The organism is Streptomyces sp. B21-105, from assembly GCF_036898465.1.
Taxonomy (GTDB): domain Bacteria; phylum Actinomycetota; class Actinomycetes; order Streptomycetales; family Streptomycetaceae; genus Streptomyces.
This window is the reverse complement of sequence record NZ_JARUMJ010000001.1, coordinates 7386302-7407405: the sequence shown is the minus strand read 5'-3', so window position 1 is coordinate 7407405 and position 21104 is coordinate 7386302. Positions and strand designations below refer to the sequence as shown.

Here is a 21104-nt window from a genome sequence, read left to right as displayed (position 1 = left end):
CAAACTTTCCAACGACATTTCCACGCTTCACCGGCGACTGCACCCTGAACGCCGCCCCCGAGATCCGCTGATAGGTGTAAGGGGTCACTGTCCTACCCAGTGGTGAGACGACGCGCTCCGAGGGGAGGACTCGTGTGCCCGGCACTTCACCGGGCAGCACGACGAGACGGCTTTATCCAGGCCATACCTTCGAATCGGAAGGTGGCGGCAGGGGGCCTCCACCGCATCACAAGGGGGCAGGCCCGTCATGGGAACCGGAGATACAAGGGTGCGGGGTTTCGCCGCGCGGGCGGGCGGCTGGAGTGCCCGGCATCGATGGGCCGCGGTCGGCATCTGGGTGCTGTTCGTCGTCCTGGCCATGGGGATCGGCTCGGCGGCCGGCACGGTCGAGGTGAAGGAGAGCGACCAGCTCGCGGGCGAGACCCACACGGCCGCCAAGATCATCGAGGATGCCGGGATCGAGGAGCCGGCAGGCGAGACCGTGCTCATCCAGGCGAAGGACGGTTCCCTCAAGGCCACCGACCCGGAGTTCAAGGCGGCTGTCACCGCGGTCGTCGCGGCGGTCGGCAAGACCGGTGAGGTCACCGACGTGACCTCACCCTACGACACGCAGACGATCTCCAAGGACGGCCGCAGCGCGCTCGTGCAGTTCGACATGCGCGGCGACTCCGACACCGCCGGCGAGCGGGTCGAGCCGGTTCTCGACGCGGTCGCGGGCGTGCAGAAAGAGCACTCCTCGCTGCGGATCGAGGAGATCGGCGGCGCCAGCATGATGAAGACGTTCGACGACGCGTTCGGCGACGACTTCCAGCAGGCCGAGTACTCCGCGGTACCGGTGGCGCTGGGCATCCTGTTGATCGCCTTCGGCGCGCTGGTGGCGGCGCTGCTGCCGGTGGCCCTCGCGGTCACGGCGATCATGGCGACGATGGGTCTGATGAGCATCGTCAGCCACTTCCAGCCGATGGACGACACCGCGAGCTCGGTGATGCTGCTGGTCGGTCTGGCCGTGGGCGTCGACTACTGCCTGTTCTACCTCCGCCGTGAGCGCGAGGAGCGGGCCGCGGGACGTGATCCGGAAACCGCTCTCAGGATCGCCGCGGCGACCAGCGGCCGTGCCGTGATCGTCTCCGGTGTCACCGTGTGCGTGGCGATGGCGGGCATGCTGTTCACGGGGCTCGCCACGTTCGAGGCGATGGGTCTGGCCTCTCTGATGGTGGTCGCGGTCGCCATGGTCGGTTCGGTGACCGTGCTGCCGGCGCTTCTCTCGCTGCTCGGCCACCGGGTGGAGAAGGGCCAGATCCCGTTCCTGCACCCCGACAAGCGCCGCAAGAAGGGCAACGGCGGCCGTGCCGCGCAGGGCAGCCGGTTCTGGAGCGCCGTGCTGAAGGTCGTCCTCGCCAAGCCCGGCGTCTCGCTGGTCGTCGCGGCCGGCGCGCTGCTCGCGATCGCCGCTCCGGCAGTCGGCATGAAGACCCAGAACCTCACCCTGGACCAGGAGTTCGGCGACTCGCTGCCCATCGTGCAGACGTACAACCGGGTCAACGAGGCCTTCCCGGGCGGATCCGAACCGGCCGAGGTGATCGTCAAGGCGGACGACATCAACGCCGCCGACGTGAAGGCCGCGCTCCAGGCGTTCAAGGAGCAGGCCGTGAGTTCGGGCGCCTCCCGGGGCCCGGTCGAGATCAAGCTGCACGACGCGCAGAACATCGCGTACGTGTACGTCCCTCTGGTCGGCGGCTCCGACCTCGACAAGGCGGGGGCGAGCCTGGCGAAGCTGCGCGACGAGGTGCGGCCCGCCACGCTCGGCAAGGTGGACGGCGTCCAGGCGCCGATCACGGGCCAGGTGGCCGGTTCGCAGGACTTCAACGACCAGTTGGCCGGAGCCGTCACTCCCGTCTTCGCGTTCGTCGTGGTCTTCGCCTTCCTGCTGATGCTGCTGTCGTTCCGCTCGCTGACGGTCGCGATCACGTCGATCGTGCTCAACCTGCTGTCGGTGGGCGCGGCCTACGGCATCCTCGTCGCCGTGTTCCAGCACGGCTGGGGCGCGTCGCTGGTGGGCGCGGAGGGCGTCGGCGCCATCATCACCTGGCTGCCGCTGTTCCTGTTCGTGATCCTGTTCGGTCTGTCGATGGACTACCACGTGTTCGTCGTGTCCCGGATCCGCGAGGCGCGGCTGCGGGGGCGTACGACGAACGAGGCCATCGCGCACGGCGTCGTCACCACGGCGGGCGTGGTCACCAGCGCCGCCGTCATCATGGTCGCCGTGTTCGCGATCTTCGGGACGCTGTCCATGCAGTCGATGAAGCAGATGGGCGTGGGTCTCGCGGCAGCGGTTCTGATCGACGCGACGATCATCCGCGGTGTGCTGCTGCCTGCCGTGATGGCGCTGCTCGGCGAGCGCAACTGGTACCTGCCGAAGTGGCTGCACTGGCTGCCCGACCTCACGCACGACGAGTCGCCGGAGGCGGTCGCGCCGGTGGCGCGGGACGACGAGGACCGGCAGGTGAGGGTCTGACGCTCTGCGGCGTCCCCGCAAGGGAACCGCAAGCTACAGCAGGCGACAGCACTGAGGACCCGTTGACTTCCGGGGGAGTCAACGGGCCCTTCTGCGTGCCGGGTTCAGGTTCGCGTGCTCCCGGCTCAGCCGCGTGTCCTGACCGGTTCAGCCGCACCTCCTGCCCGGTTCAGCCGCGTGTCCCGTCGAGTTCGGCCTCGACGAGGTCCGCCGCCCGCGGTGTGCCGCCTTCCGCAGCCATCTCCGCCTGGACCGCCTTGAGCCGGCGGGCGACCTCGGGATCGTCGACGAGTTCGAGGGCGGCCTCGCGCAGGGTCTCGGCCGTGGCGTCCGCCGTGTCGATCCGCCGGGCCACGCCGAGCTCCTGAAGGACGTCGGCGTTGCCGAACTGGTCCACGGCCTGCGGTACGGCGATCATCGGCGTGGCCGTTGCCAGCCCCTCCTGGCTGCCGCCGGCGCCCGCGTGGGTGACGAACAGGTCGGCCTGCCGCAACACCGCCAACTGCGGGATCCAGGAACGCACTTCGACGGAGTCGGGCACCTCGCCGAGCACGGCCGGGTCGACGCGCGGGCCGATCTGGAGCACGAGGCGCCAGCCGGGCAGGACGCCGAAGGCCCGTACGCACTCCCGGTAGAACTCCGGCCGGTCGGTGAAGGCGGAGCCCAGCGAGACGAGCACCACCTTCTCGGCGTCGGCGGGCCGGGTCCACTCGCCTTCGGCGGTCCGGTCGCCCTGGCAGCTGCCGACGAACGTGTACACGCTCTCGTCCACCCGGTCGGCGTGCGGCTGCAGCGCCCTGGGGATCAGGACGAGGGAGCGGTTCGGGCGGCCGACGAAGGCGTCCGGGTGCCGGGTGATCCCGTTCTCCTCCAGCCAGGCCTGGAAACGGGCGTAGTAAGCCTTTCCGCGTTCCGTTTTCCTCGGTTCGGCCCACATCGGTTCGGCGACCTCCTCCTCGTACCCCTCCCAGGCGACGAGATTGGGCGACAGCGAAACGGCGGGGACGCCCCAGCGATGGGCGAGGACGCGAGCCGGGTAGGCGGTGATGTCGTGCAGCACGAGGTCGGGTTCGTCGCCGTCGTAGGCCTCGGCCAGCTGGGGCAGCGCCTGGACGGCGTCGGCCAGGAAGAGCTCCACGTGGTCGAGGAGCGTGGTTCCCCAGGCGGTCGGGGCGTCGTCCGGGGAGGGCAGCGTCGAGTGCCACGGCTTGACCTCGGCTCCGGCGCCGGCGGCCTTCTCGGCGAAGGCGGGCGGAATCGCGTACGTCACGCGGTGCCCGCGGGCGACGAGTTCGCGGATCACCTCCAGGCTGGGGTTCACGTGGCCGTGGGCGGCGATGGAGAACATGGCGATATGGGCGGCGCGACTGGTCATGGGCCGACCGTAGGCGAGACGATACGTATCGTGCAACTGAAATCGAGAGTACACCCCGCCGCCCCGCCGTCGGAGCGCAGACCGCTCGAGCGGCGCCTGCCTGCCCGAATGCGACACTGAGCGTCGAACGACCGGACCATGCCGTCGGCGGGGCCACGCCGTCGGCGGGGCCACACCGCCGGACGGCAGGCCCCGTCGGCGGGGCCGGGCCGGCGACGACACGAAGGCGGACGATGGACGAGGCGCGGGCGCGGATCGTACTGGCCGCGGCGGGAGTGCTGCCCGGCCCGGCGGCGGACGCGCGGCTGCTCGCCCTCGGGGAGAACGCGGTGTTCGCCGCCGGCGGCCTGGCGGTGAAGGTGGGCCGGGACGCCGAACTCCTCGAACGGGCCCGGCGCGAGCTGGACGTCGCGGCGTGGCTGGCCGAGGCGGGCGTGCCCGCGGTGCGGGCAGCCGAGCCGAAGCCGCTGCTGGTCGAGGGGCATCCGGTGACGGTGTGGCACCGGCTGCCGGATCCGGTGCGGCCTGCCGGGCCACGGGACCTGGCCGGACTGCTGCGGCTGGTGCACGCCCTGCCCGCCCCCGCCTTCGCGCTGCCCCCGCGGGACCTGCTGTCGGGAGTCGAACGCTGGCTGCGGCTCGCGGGCGACGCGATCGACCCGGCGGACGCGGCTTTTCTGCGCGCGCGACGCGACGGCTTCGCCGAGGCCGCCGCCGCTCTCACCCCGCGGCTGCGGCCCGGCCCGATCCACGGCGACGCGCTGGCGCGCAATGTGCACATCGGCCCCGACGGGCCGGTCCTGGTCGACCTGGAGACGTTCTCCGCCGATCTGCGCGAGCACGACCTCGTCGTCATGGCGCTCTCCCTCGACCGGTACGGCCTGCCCGCCGAGGCCTACGACGCGTTCACCGAGGCCTACGGGTGGGACGTGCGGGAGTGGGAGGGCTGTGCGGTGCTGCGGGGCGCGCGCGAGACCGCGAGCTGCGCCTGGGTCGCCCAGCACGCGCCGGCGAACGCCGAGGCCGCGGCGGAGTTCCGGCGCCGGGTGGCGTCACTGCGGGACGGGGACGAGGCGGTGCGCTGGTACCCCTTCTGAGGACGGCGCCCCTTCGCGGAACCCGGCCTCACCGGGGGCGATTCCTCCACCAAGGTCGCTTTCCCCGGCCGAGGACGCTTCCCCGGCCGGGGGACTCACTTCCTGCCGGGACGCTCCCCCACCCAGACGCTCCCCCGCCGGAACACTCCGCCGCCCGGGCGCGCTCCCCCGCCAAAGACACAGACCCGTGCGAGGGGCCCGGACACGGGCCCGGGACACCGGCCCCGTCGCGAGGGCGGCGACGTGCTCGGGCCTCCCGGCCGCGCCTCACACGCTGGGGCTGCCGGCCGGCTCCCGCACCGGCCAGGAGCCGTCCACCACCGCCTCCGCGTCACCCTTGCGGCGCAGGAAGCTCTGGAAGTCCGCCGCCCACTCGGCGTACCACTCGATCTGACGGCGGTGCAGCTCGGCCGGGCCGAGACCGGCGACCTTGGGGTGGCGGGCCGCTATCGCCCCGGCCAGCCGGGCGGCGGCGAGGGCGTCGGCGGAGGCGTCGTGCGCGGAGTCGAGGCGGACGCCGTACTCGGCGCAGACCGCTTCGAGGTTGCGCTTGCCGCGCCGGTAGCGGTCGACCGAGCGGTCGATGGTGTACGGGTCGACCACCGGTGCCGGGTCGAGGCCGCCGAGGCGCTCGCGCAGCGAGGGCAGCCCGTGGCGGCGCAGTTCGGCCGACAGCAGCGTGAGGTCGAAGGCCGCGTTGTAGGCGACGACCGGGACCCCGGTGCGCCAGTAGCCCACGAGGACGTCGGCTATCGCGTTCGCGACCCGGTCGGCCGGAGCGCCGTCGGCGGCCGCCCGCTCGTTGCTGATCCCGTGCACCGCGACCGCGTCGGCCGGGATCTCCACGCCCGGGTCCGCCAGCCACTCGCGATGTCCCAGGACCTGCCCGTCCCTGACTTCGATCACGGCTGCCGTGACGATGCGCGCCTCGCGCGGGTCCGTCCCGGTGGTCTCCAGGTCGAAGCCGACCAGCAGCTCCTGGTGCCAGGCCATGTCGGCCCCCCTTCTCGGTGGTGCTTCCCCCAGTGGTTCCCACCTTCCCATGGGCCACTGACAATCAGAGGAGCGCGTTCCGCTTACCGCGAGGAGAACCGGACGTTTCAGGACACCGGACGTTTCAGGACACCCGACGTTTTAGGCGCCCGACGTTTCAGGACACCGGCCGCGAGTCCGCCCAGGCCAGCTCGAACTCCTCGCGATATGCCGGGAAGAGGCCGGCTTCGTCCACCTCGCCCGGCTTGACCACCCGGCTGCCGCCCCGCAGCACCAGCACCGGCGCCTCCATGCCGCGCATGCGCCGCAGATAGGACTGGATCACCGCAATGCCGTCGGTGCCGTCGCCGTCGACGAGGTAGGCGGTGAAGCGGGGCGTCTCGTCGTACACCTGGATCTGGAAGGCGCCCGGGTCGCGCAGCCGGGACCGGACCCGGCGCATGTGCAGGATGTTCATCTCCACGGCGCGGCTCAACTCGCCGCGTTTCATGCCGAGTTCCCGTTCGCGGCGCTTGACCGCGCTGGACGCCGGGTTGAGGAAGAGCAGCCGGACGCGGGCGCCGGCCTCGGCGAGGCGGACCAGGCGGCGGCCGGAGAAGTTCTGCACCAGCAGGTTGAGGCCGATGCCGATGGCGTCGATCCGGCGGGAGCCGTCGAAGATGTCCTCGGCGGGGAACTGGCGCAGCAGCCGCACCCGGTCGGAGTGGACGGCGACCACGTCCGCGTACCGGTCGCCGACGAGGTCCTCGACGGCGTCGACGGGCAGCCGGCGTGCGGAGGGCACGTCGCCGCTGGTGCCGAGCATCTCCAGCAGGCGCGCGGAGGCCCGTTCGGCCTGGCTCAGGACGGCCTCGGACAGAGCCCGGTTGCGGGAGACGACGTTGCGGGTCACCTCCAGCTCGTCCAGGGCGAGTTCGACGTCGCGGCGGTCGTCGAAGTACGGCTCGAAGCAGGGCCAGTGCTGCACCATCAGTTCGCGCAGCTGGGGCAGGGTGAGGAAGGAGATCACGTTGTCGTCGGCCGGGTCGAGCAAGTAGCCCTTGCGGCGGCTGACTTCGCGTACCGCGACGGCGCGCTGCACCCATTCCTGCCCGGCGGGGCCGGCCGCGGCGACCACCCATTCGTCGCCGTTGACGGGTTCGTAGATGGGGCGCAGCACGGCGGCCACGACCGAGCGCAGCCGCTGCTCGACGAGATTCAGCCAGATGTAGGCCCGGCCGGCCCGCTGGGCGCGGGTGCGCACCTCCCGCCAGGCTTCGGTGTCCCAGTCCAGCTCCGGTCCGATGGCGTTCGTCTCCATCGGCCGGGCCAGGGACACCGTGCCGGGCGGGACGTCTGCGGAGCTCCCCTCGTGACCCTCGTCACCAGGGGGCAGCTCCAGCCCTCCCGAGCCCACCCGCGCACCGCCTTCCGCTCCCCCGAGCACTCCCCGTCCCAACGATCAAGGAAGGGTACTCCGCGAGCGGCGGGCGGTGCAGCCGGATGGACAGGTCGTTTCTCAACTACCGGCGTTCGGCCGTCCGTTCTGTCCCGCGAGGGCGGAGGGGGTGAGCGGATTCATGGCGGTGACGTCCCTGGGGGCGAGCGAGAAGCCCTGCCAGTGGACCGGCATGGGCTGCTGGTCCTCGTCCCGGGCGACGTGGTGGAAGCCCACGTTCACCCAGGCCACGGGGTGGGTGAGGGCCTGGCCGTTCACCCATTTGTCGACCGAGTACCCGTGCAGCGGGCTGCCGCAGTCGCGCACGTTGTTGCTGGCGTACTGCTCGCACTTGTTGTACTGCGTGAAGTACACGTCGTGCCGGGTGAAGGGGCGTCCCGCGTACTTGGTGGTGGCGCCGGGGACGAATTCGTAGGAGCGGGCGTGGCCGTCCTTGTTCTTGCCGGTCGCGCTGACCACCCGCCACCAGCGCATGTTCGCGGCGTCGCCCGCGAGTTCCTTGGTGACGGCGGTGCGGGTGGTCTTGGTGGTCGGGCCCTGCTGGGCGCCGGCGGGCGGGCTGACCACCGAGTCGTACTGCTCCACCTTGCCGGCCGAGGAGCCGTCGAGGCCGAAGTCGAGCCGCCAGAACACATTGTGGTTGTGGCTGGTGGCGTAGGCCTTGGCGCCCTTGCCGAGGGGCCAGCCGCGGCCGTCGCCGGCGTCGTAGTCGAAGGGCGAGAGGCTGCCGGTGGCGCCGACGTTCATGTTGATCGCGCCGTCGTCGGAGAAGCGCCATTCGGTGATGTACTCGTACCAGCCCACCTTGTTGACGGTGTAGATCAGCAGGTCTTTGCCCTGGGCCTGGAAGACCTTGTTGTTGTCGGCCTGCATGCGGTAGGCGTGGCCGCGCGAACGGGTCGTGGTGCACAGGCCCTTGACGTTCGGGCTCCCGGTGAACGAGTCGGGGACCTTCACCGTGCGGATGGTGCCGCCGGGGCATTCGGCGGGCGTCATGTTGACCAGGCCCGAGCCGAAGTTGTAGTCGGTGATGTCGTTGTACTCGTTCTTGCCGTCGTCGTACGGGACGTGGATCTGGGCGATCTTGGCGCTGTTGAGGACGCGGATCGGCTTGGCCTCGCCGGGCGGCTGGTAGGAGACCTTCTCGAGGACGAGCCCGGACTTGGCCTCGAAGCGCCAGCACATGCGCCAGGTGGTGCCGGTGGAGAGCTTCTGTTCGATGCGGTAGGCGGCGCTGCAGTCGGCGGCGGCCGCCGCGGGGGCGGCCTTCGGCTGGGCGGCGGCCGGGCCGCCGCCGGCGGCCACACCGGCGGCGAGTGCCGCCGCACAGAGGCCGGCGGCCACGCCGGTGCGGGCGCGGGCGGCGCCCTGCGACCGGGGGCCGCGCTTCAGAAACGGAACGCGCATGACGACATGACTCCTTTGCATCCCTCTGCAGGAGGCAGGCGGGGCGACGACGGACGGGCGGAAGGACCGGGCGTGGGCCGCGTGGGCCCCGCGTCGGTCTTCGGAGCGGACGGGCCGGGCGTGGGCCGCGTGGGCCCGCCGGTTCACAGCGGACGGACGTGGCGTAGGCCGACGTGGCCGCCGCGTCGGTTCAAAGCGGTACAGGGCGGCCAGAGAGGTCAGAGCGGTCAGAGCGGTCAGAGCGGTTCAGGGCCGGCTCAACCGGTGATCCGGGCCACCTTGCGGGCGCTGAGGTCGATCACCAGGCTTCGGGTGTCGATCCACGGTCCGTTCCTGACCTTCGACAGCAGCCGTACGCAGCGGTGTTCGCCGCACTTGGCGAGGGCGGCCGGGCCTGCGCCCGGCACCGCCCGATACACCATGCCGGCGAGCTGCAGCTGTTCGGGTGAGGTGAGGACCTTGCCGGTGGCGTCCTTGAAGTCGGCCTTGAGGCCGGCGCCCAGCGGGTCGGCGATCAGCAGGGCGGCCGCCTCGCTCTGCTCGGCGGTGCCGAGCGGCGGCTGGACGCCGCGCTGCGAACCGGTGGCCTCGACCTTGCCGGTGTCGAGGTTGACCGTCCTGGTGAGAAGCGTGTCGGTCGCGTAGTCGTAGAACGACACCTCCGCGCGCCGGGGCGCATCGGGGTCGTCGACCTCGTCGGCCTCGAGGTCGGCGAGGTCCACGCCGAGGCGCTGGGGGCCGCGGTCGCCGTCCACGTCCTTCGCGGCGGTGAGCGGCTGCCGGCCGAGTGCGATCTTCTCGACGCGCGCGATCTCGTCGTCGGTCAGCGGATCGCGTCCGGTGCCCTTCGCGCCCTCGGCGGGCGCCTCCTCGACGACGCCGGGCCGCACCGCCGCCGTGTCCCCCTGGGTTCCGTCGGCCGCCCGGCCCGCGCTCTGTCCGTTCTTGCCGCCTCCCGTGTCGTCCGCCCCCGCCGTGCCCGGGAGGGTGATCCCGACCATCACGGCTGTCGCGGCCACCGCTATGGCCGTACCCGCCACCACCTTGCCCAGGTGGCGGCGCACTGTCGTGCGCACAATCTCCCCCTACTCCCCCTGCTGCCGGGAGTACGTCTGCCCCACTGGTTCGGCACACGGTGTCCGTTTGGCCCCGCATGCACCGGTCACCGGGTAAGAGGGGCGTACGTCACGGGTGGTTCCCTCAGTTTCCGGGAGACTCGGGCGGCAAGGCGACCCCGCCGCGGCGGCACACCTGAAAGAGTCGTATCCATGCAGGTCTGGCCTGGAGAGGCGTATCCCCTCGGTGCCACGTACGACGGCGCCGGCACGAACTTCGCGGTCTTCACGGAGGCCGCGGACCGAGTAGAGCTGTGTCTGCTGCACGACGACGGCTCGGAGACGGCGGTGGAACTGCGGGAGAGCGACGCGTTCGTCCGGCACGCGTACGTGCCGGGCGTCATGCCGGGGCAGCGGTACGGCTTCCGGGTGCACGGCCCCTACGACCCCGGTCGCGGGCAGCGCTGCAACTCGGCGAAGCTGCTGCTCGACCCCTACGCGAAGGCGGTCGCGGGCGCGATCCGGTGGGGCGAGGAGGTGTACGGCTACCACTTCGGCGCGCCCGAGCGGCGCAACGACCTCGACTCGGCGCCGCACACGATGACGTCGGTGGTGGTCAACCCGTACTTCGACTGGGGCGACGACCGCAGTCCGCGCACGGACTACCACCAGACGGTGATCTACGAGGCCCACGTCAAGGGCCTGACGATGCGCCACCCCGGGCTGCCGGAGGAGCTGCGCGGCACCTACGCGGCCCTCGCCCACCCGGCGGTCCTCGAGCATCTGACGGAGCTCGGGGTGACGGCCCTGGAGCTGATGCCGGTGCACCAGTTCGTCAACGACCACCGGCTCGTCGACATGGGGCTGAACAACTACTGGGGCTACAACACGATCGGCTTCTTCGCCCCGCACAACGCGTACGCCTCCTGGGGTGACCGCGGCCAGCAGGTGCTGGAGTTCAAGTCGGCGGTGCGGGCGCTGCACGAGGCGGGCATCGAGGTCATCCTCGACGTGGTCTACAACCACACCGCCGAGGGCAACCACCTGGGCCCGACGCTGTCCTTCCGGGGCATCGACAATCCGTCCTACTACCGGCTGGCGGACGACCCGCGGTACTACACGGACACCACCGGCACCGGGAACTCGCTGCTCATGCGGTCTCCGCACGTACTGCAGATGATCATGGACTCGTTGCGCTACTGGGTCCTGGAGATGCATGTCGACGGGTTCCGCTTCGACCTCGCGGCGACCCTGGCGCGCCAGTTCCACGAGGTGGACCGGCTGTCGTCGTTCTTCGACCTGGTCCAGCAGGACCCGGTGGTCTCGCAGGTGAAGCTGATCGCCGAGCCGTGGGACGTGGGCGAGGGCGGCTACCAGGTGGGGAACTTCCCGCCGCTGTGGACGGAGTGGAACGGCAAGTACCGCGACACCGTGCGGGACGTGTGGCGGGGCGAGGCGCGGGCGGTGGGCGAGTTCGCCTCCCGGCTGACCGGCTCGTCCGACCTTTACCAGGACGACGGTCGGCGCCCGCTGGCCTCGATCAACTTCGTGACCTGCCACGACGGGTTCACCCTGCACGACCTGGTCTCCTACGAAGCCAAGCACAACGAGGCCAACGGGGAGGACAACCGGGACGGCGAGAGCCACAACCGGTCCTGGAACTGCGGCGTGGAGGGCGACACCGACGACCCCGGGGTGCTGGCGCTGCGGGCCCGGCAGATGCGCAACTTCGTCGCCACGCTGATGCTCTCCCAGGGCGTGCCGATGATCAGCCACGGGGACGAGTTCGGGCGCACCCAGAAGGGCAACAACAACGCCTACTGCCAGGACAGCGAGCTGGCCTGGGTCGAGTGGCCGCAGGACGGCAGCGAGCTGCTGGACTTCACGCGCGCGCTGGTGCGGCTGCGCAGTGAGCATCCCGTCTTCCGGCGGCGCCGCTTCTTCCACGGCCGGCCGGTGGAGGGCACCCATGACGAGCTGTCGGACATCGCCTGGTTCACGCCCGGCGGGACGGAGATGGCGCCGCGGGACTGGGACCGGGCACAGGCGTCCGCGCTGTCGGTGTTCCTCAACGGCAACGCGATCTCCGAGCCGGGCCCGCGCGGCGAACGGATCACGGACGACTCCTTCCTGCTGATGTTCAACGCCACCGCCAGGACCCTGGAGTTCGTGGTGCCGGTCGACCACGGACGGCAGTGGCAGGTGGTGGTGGACACGGCGGACCCGGCGTCCGTGGCCCAGGGGGCGGGCGCCGAGGTGCAGGCCGGGGCCCGGCTGACGCTGCCCGACCGGAGCATGACGGTGCTGCAGCGGCCCACGTAGGCCGCTCCCGGGCGGCACGGGGCGGCGAGGGGCCGGCTTGCGGGACGGACCCGGCCGAGGGCCCGGGAGACGGGTCCGGACCGCCCCCGGACGGGGAGGCGGTGACACGAAACGCGGCGGGGCGGGTACGAAGGGTGTCATGACCCCTGAGCGACGTGACGCCCCCGTTCCCGTGCCGCCCACGGCGACCTACCGGCTGCAGCTGCAGCCCGGGTTCCCCTTCGGGGCCGCGGCGGCGGCCGTGCCGTACCTGGCCTCGCTCGGCGTCTCGCATCTGCACCTCTCCCCCGTCCTGGAGGCCGTACCCGGCTCCCTGCACGGCTACGACGTCACCGACCCCACGCGCGTGCGTGCGGAGCTGGGCGGGGAGGAGGGACTGCGGGCCCTGGCGCGCACCGCGCGCGAGCACGGGCTCGGCCTGGTCGTGGACATCGTGCCGAACCACATGGCGATGTCCCCGCGCCACAACCATGCCCTGTGGGAAGTGCTGCGGGAGGGCCCCGGCTCGCCGTACGCGCGCTGGTTCGACGTCGACTGGGAGGCGCAGGACGGCAGGATGCTGCTGCCGGTGCTCGGCGGTCCGGTCGGCGGGGAACTGGAGCACCTGCGGGTGGACGGCCACGTCCTGCGCTACCACGAGCACGTCTTCCCGCTGCGCGAGGGCACCGGCGGGCTGCCGCTGCCGCGGTTGCTGGACGCCCAGTGGTACCGCCTCGCCTGGTGGCGGCTGGCCCGCACCGAGCTGAACTACCGGCGCTTCTTCAGCATCTCGGAGCTCATCGGGGTGCGGGTGGAGGACCCGGTGGTGTTCGAGGCGACCCACGGCACGATCCTGCGGCTGCTGCACGAGGGGGTGCTCGACGGCCTGCGCGTGGACCATCCGGACGGCCTCGCCGACCCGGACGGCTACCTGGAGCGGCTGCACGCGGCGAGCGGCGGCCGGTGGACGGTCGTCGAGAAGATCCTCTCGGACGGGGAGCGGCTGCCGGACTCCTGGCCCGTCGCCGGCACGACCGGCTACGACGCCCTGCGCCGCGTCGACGGCCTGTTCACGGACCCCGCGGGGGCCGGGGAGCTCCTGGCCCGCTACCGGCGCTTCGCGGCCCCGCAGACGGACCGGGGCGGCGACTGGGGGCCGACCGTGCGGCGGGCGGCGTACACGGTGCTCTCGCACGAACTGGCGGCCGAGACGGACCGGCTGACGCGGGCGGCCTCCCGGGCGTGCGCCGCCTCGTCCGACCCCCGTCTGCGCGACCGGGCGCCCTGGGCGCTGCGCAGGGCCCTGGTGGAGCTGCTGGTCCGGATGGAGGTCTACCGGCCCTACGCCTCGGGCGACCCGGCGGCGGTCGTCACCGAGGCGGCGGCCCAGGAGGCCCGGGAGGCGTTCGCCGTGCCGGAGGAGGCGGGCGCGGTCGACGTGGTGCGGGCACTGGTGCTCGGCGGGGAGGGCCAGGCGGGGGCGGAGTTGCGGGCGCGGTTCGCGCAGACGTCGTCCGCGCTGCGCGCCAAGTCGGTGGAGGACACGGCGTTCTACCGGTACGTGCCGCTGCCCGCGGCGAACGAGGTGGGCGGCGACCCCGGCTCCCCGGGCGTGTCGCCGGCCGACTTCCACGCGTACTGCGCGCGCGTGCAGCGCGACTGGCCGGCCACCGGGACGGTCGTGTCGACGCACGACACCAAGCGCAGCGCCGACGTGCGCGCCGCGCTCGCCGTGCTCACCGAGTGCCCGGCGCGCTGGTCCGACGTGCTGGCGGAGGTCACCGCCGCGCAGGAGGGCGCGGTGGACGGGCAGACGGTGGACGGGCAGACGGTGGACGGGCAGTCGGTGGACGGGCAGCTGGCGTGGGCGGCCTGGCAGACGGTCTTCGGGCTCGGCCCGGCGGCCCCGGAGCGCGTCCTGGACGCACTGCTCAAGCACGCGCGCGAGGCGGGCCTGTACACCAGCTGGACGGAGCAGGAGCCGTCGTACGAGGACGCGCTGGCCGCGTTCGCTGCGGCGGGACCGTGCGGGCCGCCGGGCGAGCGGGTGGCCGCGCTGCGCCGCGCGCTGGCGCCGCACATCCGGGCGAACGTGCTCGGCACGGCGCTGGTGCATCTGACGATGCCGGGCGTGCCGGACGTCTACCAGGGCGCCGAGTGCGAGTCCCGGACGCTCGTCGACCCGGACAACCGGCGCCCGGTGCGCTTCCCGCCCGAGGAACCCGACACCAAGGCGGCGGTGACCGAGGCGGCGCTGTGGCTGCGCCGGCGGCGGCCGGACGTCTTCGGCGAGTCGGCGACGTACGAGCCGCTGCCCGCGGAAGGGGTGGCGTCGGACCACTGTCTGGCGTTCGCGCGTTCCGGCCGGGCGGTCACAGCCGTCACCCGGCTGTCGCTGCGGCTGGCGGAGACGGGCGGCTGGCGGGAGACGCGGCTGGCACTGCCGCCCGGGCGCTGGGCCGACGCGCTGGCCGGGGAGCGGGAGTTCAGCGGGCACGCGCGCGTGGCCGACCTGTTCGAACGGCTGCCGGTGGCGCTGCTGGAACGGGTCGACTGACGCGGCGAACGGATACGCGACGGACGAACGGGCGGCCTCACACGGCGCGGTCGGACGGAGAGAACGAACGACCCGGCGGGGGAGCGGGGGGAACGGGGGGAACGAACGACCCGGCGGGGGAACGGGGGGAACGGGGGACTGAGCGACGGCGAACGGCGAAGGCGTCCGAGCAGGTGTCGCACGCCCGTACCCGCGGCCGTGTCGTCGGCCCGCCCTCGACCGCAGGGACGTGCTTCGAGCGCCCCTGAAGCCCGCCCGCGGGCGTTCTTGACAGTTCACACCGGCCGTGGGGTACTGCGGAGGCGAAGGCCGGGCGGACGAATACGGGGGTGAGTCTCCTGCCGGAGCTGCGCTACCCCACGGTGAGCGAATTGACCTCTTCTGCCCGGGCTCTGGCCGCGCGCCAGCCCGGTACGTGCACGCTGCGGCAGGTGGGGGTCTCCCGTGCGGGCCGGCCGCTGCACCTGCTGTCCGTGGGGCACGCCCGGCGGGCCGTGCTGGTCGTCGCGGGCGCCCACGCCAACGAGCCGACCGGGGGGTGCACGCTGCTGGCGCTCGCCGAACGGGTGCTGTACGAACGCGAACTGCGCGACGGCACGTCCTGGCACTTCCTGCTGTGCGCGGACCCCGACGGGGCGAGTCTGCACGTCACCCCCGCGCCCCGCAGTCTGCTGGAGTACCACCTCGGCTTCTTCCGTCCGGCGGGCCCCGAGCAGCCGGAGTGGTCCCCGGCGGTCCTGCCGCCGGACCGGCTGCCGCCCGAGACGCGCGCGCTGACCCGGGTCATCGACGAGCTGCGCCCCTATCTCCAGGCGACCCTGCACGGGACCGACCTGGGCGGCAGCTGGGTGCAGTTGACGAAGGACATCCCGGGGCTGGCCGAGCCGTTCGCGAAGTCCGCCGCGCAACTGCACATCCCGGTCGAGACGGGCGCCTCCGACGCGGCGGGCTGGCCGGCGTCCGGGCCCGGCGTGCATGTGATGCCCGCCGCCGGCGCGGAGGCCGCCTACCCGAGCATGCCGGACGACGCCCGGCACAGCACCTGGTACCACGCCCACCGCTACGGCGGTCTGACGGCGGTGGTGGAGGTCCCGATGTGGGCGAGCGACATGGTGGACGACCCCGCCCCGCATCCCGCCCCGGCGGCGGCGATCCGGCGGCTGGCGCGACGGCTGCTGCGGGACGCGACGGAGGTGGAGCGGGTGCTCGCCGAGGTGCTGCCGCGGCTGGAGGGCGTCGACGGTCCGCTGCTGCGGGCGGCCAGGTGGGCGCTGGAGCTGGTGCCCGGGCTGGCCGCGGACTGGACCCGCACCCCGCCGGCCGACACGACGATGGCGTACGTCGGCAGCGTGGACGCGTTCGCCCGCCGGCTGCCGCTGCGGGCGGCCGCGATGCTGTGGCGGGTCCTCCAGGAGTGCGACGACGACGCGGCTCCGCGCCTGGAGCACCTCGTCGCGACCTGGAGCGACGCCTTCGCCGACCGTTTCCACGCCCGCTGGGTCCCCCTGGAGCATCAGGTCGAGCACCAGTCCCGGACGGTCGTCGCGGCGGCCCTGCACGCCCGCGACCGGGCGGCGTGACCGCGGGGCGCAACTGCCGTGGGCCAAACGGTTCGCCCGCACGGCCGAACCGGTGCGCCGGCCCTCCGGCCGGTGCGCCCGTCCACGTCGTCCCGTCGTCCCGTCGTCCCGTCCATGTCGTCCGATCGGGCCGTCCGCCCGGGGCCGGCCCCGGGAACGCGGGGTTCCCGGGGCCGTGCGTGCGGACCGGCTGCTCAGAACTCGGGCACCTGATCGTCGTCCAGGGCGAAGACCGGGCCCGTCAGCGCCTCCCGCTCGCAGTCGTTGCTGTAGGTGTGGCTGTAGTCGACCGGGCGGCCGTTCCAGCGCCCCTGGGCGCGGACCGTCACCGGGGCGTAGACCAGCGGGCAGACGCGGCTGCCGTCGCGCGGGACGGCCTCGACGTCGCCGCCGGACCGGGCCAGGGCGTCGCAGGCCTCCGCGGCCCGCGTGTGGCCCTGGGGCGGGTCGCACAGCAGCAGGGTGCCGCGCGTGTCGCGGGAGCGGGCGTCGCCGCGGGTGACGGTGAGCTGGAGCCAGTTGCCGGGGAGGGCCTCGAGGGAGGCGTCAAAGGCGTGGTGGGCGGCCAGGGCCGCGGGGGCGTCGTGGGGGGCGGCCAGGGCCGCCGGGGCGGCGCCGGCGGCGAGGAGGAGGGCGGCCGCGGCCGGCAGGACGCGCCGTACCGCCCGGGCCGGCCGGAGAGGGTTGAGGAAGTGCTTCATTCCCGGTGCATCGGCACGACGGGCTGGGTACCCCAGTGCGACTCACCCGAACGGGCACCGGCCAGACGGAACGCGGCGAGGACGACCCGCGCCTGGTACTCGGCCTGGCGCGCCACCGGGATCCAGCGCGCCCCGCAGTCGTCCCGGTAGCGGGCGCACCACGCGTCGATGAGCACGTCCAGCTCCGGCAGCACGCCGGCCGGGTCGCGTCCGGCGCCGGTGACGAGCTGGTGGAGCAGGCCGGCCGTGCGGACGGCGATCCGGCCGCCGGCGATGCGCAGGGCCGTCAGATGGGCGGTGGTCAGCGGCGGCAGCGGACGAAGCGGATCGGCGGTGCCGGGGTCCCAGGCGTTTGCGAGGCCGGGACAGACCAGCAGATAGTCGTCGACCGGGGCGAGCAGGCGGGCCGCGTCGGGCACGCCGTCGAGGTGGGGCCGCACGCGCGCGAGGATGCGCTCCAGCACGGCCGCGTCGTGGCGCAGGGTGTGGCTGACGGTGCGCAGCGCCGCGTCCCGGTCGGCGGGCGGGGAGCCGTCCGCGACGGCGGCGACGCCCCACATGGGCGCTTCGACGACCGCGGTGACCGTGCCGTGCCGTTGCGGGTGGTACCAGGTGGACTCGACGGCGGCCTCGGTGATGGCCGCGGCGAGGTCGCGCGGGCACGGCGGCGGGATCCGGTAGACGGCCGGCCCGATGCGCGGCCAGTACAGGGTGTCGTACGGCCCGAGTTCGAGGGGGATGCCGAGGCGGGCGGCGGAGTGGGCGACGCGCCGGGACAGCCCGGGCAGGTCGCGGGTGAGTTCCACGAAGGCGCCGCCGACGTCGACGCCGTGCAGCGAGCACTGGAAGAAAGGTTTCAGTTCGTCCTGGAGGCGGAGCAGCGCACGGGTTTCCGGCAGTGCGGCGCCGGCCGCGCCGTCGGGCAGCCATTCGGGCTGTTCCAGGAAGCCGGGCCGGAAGAAGCGCCGGAAGTAGCGGCCGAGGGTGTAGGGGCCGGTGAGCCAGCCCTCGTTGCGGCGCAGGCCGTCCGGGTCGAGGCAGAGCAGCAGGTTCCAGGTGGCGTCGGCTCCCGCGGTGAGCCGCGGGTCGGCCAGGACGCGTTCGGCCAGTCGCAGCACGGTGGCGCCGCCGACGGGCTCGTTGGCGTGCGGTCCCGCGACGACGAGGGCCTGACGGGCGCCCCGGCCGACGGAGAGCAGCCACAGCGGTGTGCCCGCGCGGGAGACTCCGACGCGGCGCAGCCGGACGTCCCCGGAGCTGCGGACGGCGAGCGCGGCCGCGCGGGCCGCGAGTTCGTCCACGGTCGGGTAGCGGAGGAGGGGCGGCAGGGCACACCTCCACAGGGGCGCCGTCGGTTCACCGGGCGTATCTGGTGTACGCACAGTGAGTCATGGTTCCGGGTTACGTCAACACCGCGTCGGACCAGGACACTTGACCGATTTCAGCTCGCGGAGAGACGGAACCCGGTCCGGCCGAAGGCGACCTGGTCGCCCTCACGGACCACGGCCGCGCCGATGACGCGCCGCCCGTTGACCGTCGTGCCGTTGGTGGAGCCGAGGTCGCGCAGCACCCACACCCCGCCCTGGCGGACGAGTTCGGCGTGCACCCGCGAGACACTCTCGTGCGTCAGCCGCAGACCGTTCACGGGATCGCGGCCGATGCGCAGCGCGTGCGTGGTGCCCGGGTGCGGCAGCAGCAGCTTGGGCAGCCGCTCGGCCTGCCAGGCGCGGCGCAGTCTCACGGTGAAGCCGGAGACCGCCTCGACCGCGCCGAAGACGACCCTCGAGAAGCGGTTCTCCTCGGACAGGTCGGCGGTGAGGACGGCGAGCTCGTCCGGGCGGCGGGCGGCGAGGGCCAGCTCCATGCGCCGGATGAACGTGTCGTGCGACAGGCGCCCCAGGGCGACGCCGTCGCGCAGCACCTTCAGCGCGTGGTCGCGCTCCGCGTCGGACAACCGCGCGGGGTACGTGTTGAACTCGAAGGACGACGTCACGGTGGTGATTGTCGGTCAGCGGGCCCCGGGTGTCCAGAAGACCGGAGAACGCCCCCCGCACGGGGGGGGCGGCGTCGACGGGCGTGTGCCCGAGCCGGTGGGAGTGTTCCCGGGCCGGCGGGGCGTCCGCTGGCCGGCGGGGTGTCCCCGAGCCGGTGGGAGTGTTCCCGGGCCGGCGGGGCGTCCGCTGGCCGGCGGGGTGTCCCCGAGCCGGTGGGAGTGTTCCCGGGCCGGCGGGGTGTCCCCCGAGCCGGTGGGAGTGTTTCCGAGCCGGATCGATCCCGGGTGGAGCACGATGGACGGGACTACCTCACGGTGAGCAGACGAAGGGGAGCCGTCCGTGCAGTTCGAGGTGTGGGCACCGCAGGCCGAACGCGTCACGCTCCGCTGCGACGGCGCCACGCGCGCGTTGGAGCGCGATCCGGAGCGGGAGGGGTGGTGGACGGGCGAGGCGGTGGCCGGGGACGGCGCCCGGTACGGCTTCGCGGTCGACGACGGCCCGGTCCGGCCCGATCCCCGCTCGCGCCGCCAGCCGGACGGGCCGGACGGGCTGAGCGCCGTCGTCGACCAGAGCCTGTACGAGTGGCGCACGCCGTGGTCCGGACGTCCCCTGCCCGGCGCCGTGCTGTACGAGCTGCACGTGGGCACCTACACGCCCGAGGGGACGCTGGACGCGGCCGCCGAACGACTCGGCCACCTCGCCGGACTCGGCGTCACCCACGTGGAGTTGATGCCGCTGTGCCCGTTCCCCGGCCGGCACGGCTGGGGGTACGACGGGGTGTCCCCGTGGGCGGTGCACGAGCCGTACGGCGGCCCCGAGGGCCTGAAGCGGTTCGTCGACCGGGCCCATGCGCTGGGGCTGGGCGTGGTCCTGGACGTGGTGCACAACCATCTGGGTCCGTCCGGCAACCAGCTGCCCTCCTTCGGCCCGTACTTCACCGACACGCACCACACGCCGTGGGGGGCGGCCGTGAACCTGGACGCCCCCGGTTCCGACGAGGTGCGCGCCTACCTGCTGGGCAGCGCGCTGGCCTGGCTGCGCGACTACCGGCTCGACGGGCTGCGCCTGGACGCGGTGCACGCGCTGGCGGACACGCGCGCGTACCCCTTCCTGGAGGAACTGTCGGCGGCGGTGGACGCCCTCGCCGCCGAGACGGGCCGCCCGCTGTTCCTGATCGCCGAGTCCGACCTGAACGACCCGCGGCTCATCACCCCACGCCGACAGGGCGGCCTGGGCCTGCACGCGCAGTGGAACGACGACTTCCACCACGCCCTGCACACCGCGCTCACCGGCGAGTCCCAGGGCTATTACGCCGACTTCGCGCGCGACCCGTTCGCCGCCCTCGCCAAGACCCTGACCGGCGGCTACTTCCACGACGGCGTCCACTCCGGCTTCCGGGCCCGACGCCACGGCCGCCCGCTGGACCGGGCCCGGGTGCCCGCGCACCGGCTGCTCGGGTACAGCCAGACCCACGACCAGGTCGGCAACCGCGCCCAGGGCGACCGTCTGACGGCGTCCCTCACGCCGGGGCTGCTGGCGTGCGCGGCGGCGCTGACGCTGACGGCGCCGTTCACGCCGATGCTGTTCATGGGCGAGGAATGGGCGGCGGGCACGCCCTGGCAGTACTTCACCGATCACACCGACCCGGAGCTCGCCGAGGCCGTGCGACGGGGGCGGCGGCGGGAGTTCGCAGCGCACGGCTGGGCCGAGGAGGACGTGCCCGACCCGCAGGACCCGGCGACCCGCGAGCGCTCCTGCCTGGACTGGTCCGAGCCGCGGCGCGAGCCGCACGCGCGCGTGCTGGCCTGGTACCGCGAGCTGATCGCCCTGCGGCACGCCCAGCCCGACCTCACCGATCCCGACCTGGCCGACATCAAGGTCGCGTACGACGTCCGGGGCCGCTGGCTGGCCTTCCGGCGCGGCGACGTCCGGGTGGCCGTCAACCTCGGCACGGAGCCGGCCGCCATCCCGCTGGGCCCGCGCCCCGCGCGCGTGCTGGCCGCCTGGGAACCGGTGGACGCCCCGGGCCCGGACGGACTACTGCATCTCCCCGGGGAGGCGTGCGTGGTCCTGGAACAGGAGTGAGGCCGG

General features: G+C 73.3%; 14 protein-coding genes. 6 read left to right on the top strand and 8 right to left on the bottom strand.

The annotated features are described in order from the left end of the window. The first annotated feature begins 247 nt into the window (after positions 1 to 247). Positions 248 to 2515: an MMPL family transporter gene (locus tag QA802_RS33205; RefSeq protein WP_334530558.1), complete on the top strand. Its 2268-nt coding sequence runs from the start codon at positions 248 to 250 to the stop codon at positions 2513 to 2515. Between the two features lie 169 nt (positions 2516 to 2684). On the opposite strand, the gene mgt is transcribed toward QA802_RS33205, so the two are convergent. Continuing rightward, positions 2685 to 3890 (bottom strand): macrolide-inactivating glycosyltransferase, encoded by a 1206-nt coding sequence (mgt, locus tag QA802_RS33200; protein WP_334530555.1) that lies wholly within the window; start codon positions 3888 to 3890, stop codon positions 2685 to 2687. A 233-nt stretch (positions 3891 to 4123) separates the two neighbouring features. Between mgt and QA802_RS33195 the strand changes: the two genes are divergently transcribed. After that, complete coding sequence (locus QA802_RS33195) at positions 4124 to 4987, top strand: phosphotransferase enzyme family protein (protein WP_334530553.1); 864 nt, start codon at positions 4124 to 4126, stop codon at positions 4985 to 4987. A 267-nt stretch (positions 4988 to 5254) separates the two neighbouring features. Here QA802_RS33195 and QA802_RS33190 read toward each other — a convergent pair whose 3' ends face one another. The 4 genes from QA802_RS33190 to QA802_RS33175 all read right to left on the bottom strand — a co-directional run bounded on the left by QA802_RS33190 (position 5255) and on the right by QA802_RS33175 (position 9901). Further along, entirely contained in the window at positions 5255 to 5980 is a 726-nt protein-coding gene (locus tag QA802_RS33190) for a 3'-5' exonuclease (RefSeq protein WP_334530551.1), read from the bottom strand. A gap of 157 nt (positions 5981 to 6137) precedes the next feature. After that, complete coding sequence (locus QA802_RS33185) at positions 6138 to 7376, bottom strand: DUF5919 domain-containing protein (RefSeq protein ID WP_334530548.1); 1239 nt, start codon at positions 7374 to 7376, stop codon at positions 6138 to 6140. Positions 7377 to 7478: 102 nt separating this feature from the next. Beyond that, on the bottom strand, positions 7479 to 8825 hold the full coding sequence (locus QA802_RS33180; protein ID WP_334530546.1) for a copper amine oxidase: 1347 nt from the start codon (positions 8823 to 8825) through the stop codon (positions 7479 to 7481). A 257-nt stretch (positions 8826 to 9082) separates the two neighbouring features. Continuing rightward, positions 9083 to 9901 carry a Tat pathway signal sequence domain protein gene (locus QA802_RS33175; protein ID WP_334530544.1) on the bottom strand — a complete coding sequence of 273 codons (819 nt, stop codon included), beginning with the start codon at positions 9899 to 9901 and terminating at the stop codon, positions 9083 to 9085. 192 nt (positions 9902 to 10093) lie between these two features. On the opposite strand from QA802_RS33175, the gene glgX reads away from it, so the two are divergent. From glgX to QA802_RS33160, 3 genes are all read left to right on the top strand, one after another. After that, a complete protein-coding gene (gene glgX, locus QA802_RS33170; RefSeq protein WP_334530541.1) occupies positions 10094 to 12202 on the top strand; it encodes a glycogen debranching protein GlgX in 2109 nt (702 codons plus the stop codon). Between the two features lie 139 nt (positions 12203 to 12341). Continuing rightward, on the top strand, positions 12342 to 14738 hold the full coding sequence (gene treY / locus QA802_RS33165; RefSeq protein ID WP_334530538.1) for a malto-oligosyltrehalose synthase: 2397 nt from the start codon (positions 12342 to 12344) through the stop codon (positions 14736 to 14738). 329 nt (positions 14739 to 15067) lie between these two features. After that, complete coding sequence (locus QA802_RS33160; protein ID WP_334530535.1) at positions 15068 to 16318, top strand: M14 family zinc carboxypeptidase; 1251 nt, start codon at positions 15068 to 15070, stop codon at positions 16316 to 16318. Positions 16319 to 16512: 194 nt separating this feature from the next. Here QA802_RS33160 and QA802_RS33155 read toward each other — a convergent pair whose 3' ends face one another. From QA802_RS33155 to QA802_RS33145, 3 genes are all read right to left on the bottom strand, one after another. Continuing rightward, on the bottom strand, positions 16513 to 17019 hold the full coding sequence (locus QA802_RS33155) for an SSI family serine proteinase inhibitor (protein WP_334530532.1): 507 nt from the start codon (positions 17017 to 17019) through the stop codon (positions 16513 to 16515). Further along, the gene (locus tag QA802_RS33150; protein WP_334535030.1) at positions 17016 to 18362 is read right to left on the bottom strand and encodes a M14 family zinc carboxypeptidase; all 1347 of its coding nucleotides are present in this window, start codon (positions 18360 to 18362) and stop codon (positions 17016 to 17018) included. Before QA802_RS33150 ends, QA802_RS33155 begins: the two co-directional genes overlap by 4 nt. A 98-nt stretch (positions 18363 to 18460) precedes the next feature. Next, positions 18461 to 19012, bottom strand: coding sequence for an FHA domain-containing protein (locus QA802_RS33145; RefSeq protein ID WP_319169510.1), 552 nt, complete (start codon positions 19010 to 19012; stop codon positions 18461 to 18463). 340 nt (positions 19013 to 19352) lie between these two features. Between QA802_RS33145 and treZ the strand changes: the two genes are divergently transcribed. Continuing rightward, complete coding sequence (gene treZ / locus QA802_RS33140) at positions 19353 to 21098, top strand: malto-oligosyltrehalose trehalohydrolase (protein WP_334530527.1); 1746 nt, start codon at positions 19353 to 19355, stop codon at positions 21096 to 21098. The last annotated feature ends 6 nt before the right edge of the window (positions 21099 to 21104 follow it).

What these genes read in the sequence shown, in the direction of transcription:
- QA802_RS33205 (WP_334530558.1), top strand. Translation starts at nt 248, where the DNA reads ATGGGAACCGGAGATACAAGGGTGCGGGGTTTCGCCGCGCGGGCGGGC.
- mgt (WP_334530555.1), bottom strand. Translation starts at nt 3,890, where the DNA reads ATGACCAGTCGCGCCGCCCATATCGCCATGTTCTCCATCGCCGCCCAC.
- QA802_RS33195 (WP_334530553.1), top strand. Translation starts at nt 4,124, where the DNA reads ATGGACGAGGCGCGGGCGCGGATCGTACTGGCCGCGGCGGGAGTGCTG.
- QA802_RS33190 (WP_334530551.1), bottom strand. Translation starts at nt 5,980, where the DNA reads ATGGCCTGGCACCAGGAGCTGCTGGTCGGCTTCGACCTGGAGACCACC.
- QA802_RS33180 (WP_334530546.1), bottom strand. Translation starts at nt 8,825, where the DNA reads ATGCGCGTTCCGTTTCTGAAGCGCGGCCCCCGGTCGCAGGGCGCCGCC.
- glgX (WP_334530541.1), top strand. Translation starts at nt 10,094, where the DNA reads ATGCAGGTCTGGCCTGGAGAGGCGTATCCCCTCGGTGCCACGTACGAC.
- treY (WP_334530538.1), top strand. Translation starts at nt 12,342, where the DNA reads ATGACCCCTGAGCGACGTGACGCCCCCGTTCCCGTGCCGCCCACGGCG.
- QA802_RS33155 (WP_334530532.1), bottom strand. Translation starts at nt 17,019, where the DNA reads ATGAAGCACTTCCTCAACCCTCTCCGGCCGGCCCGGGCGGTACGGCGC.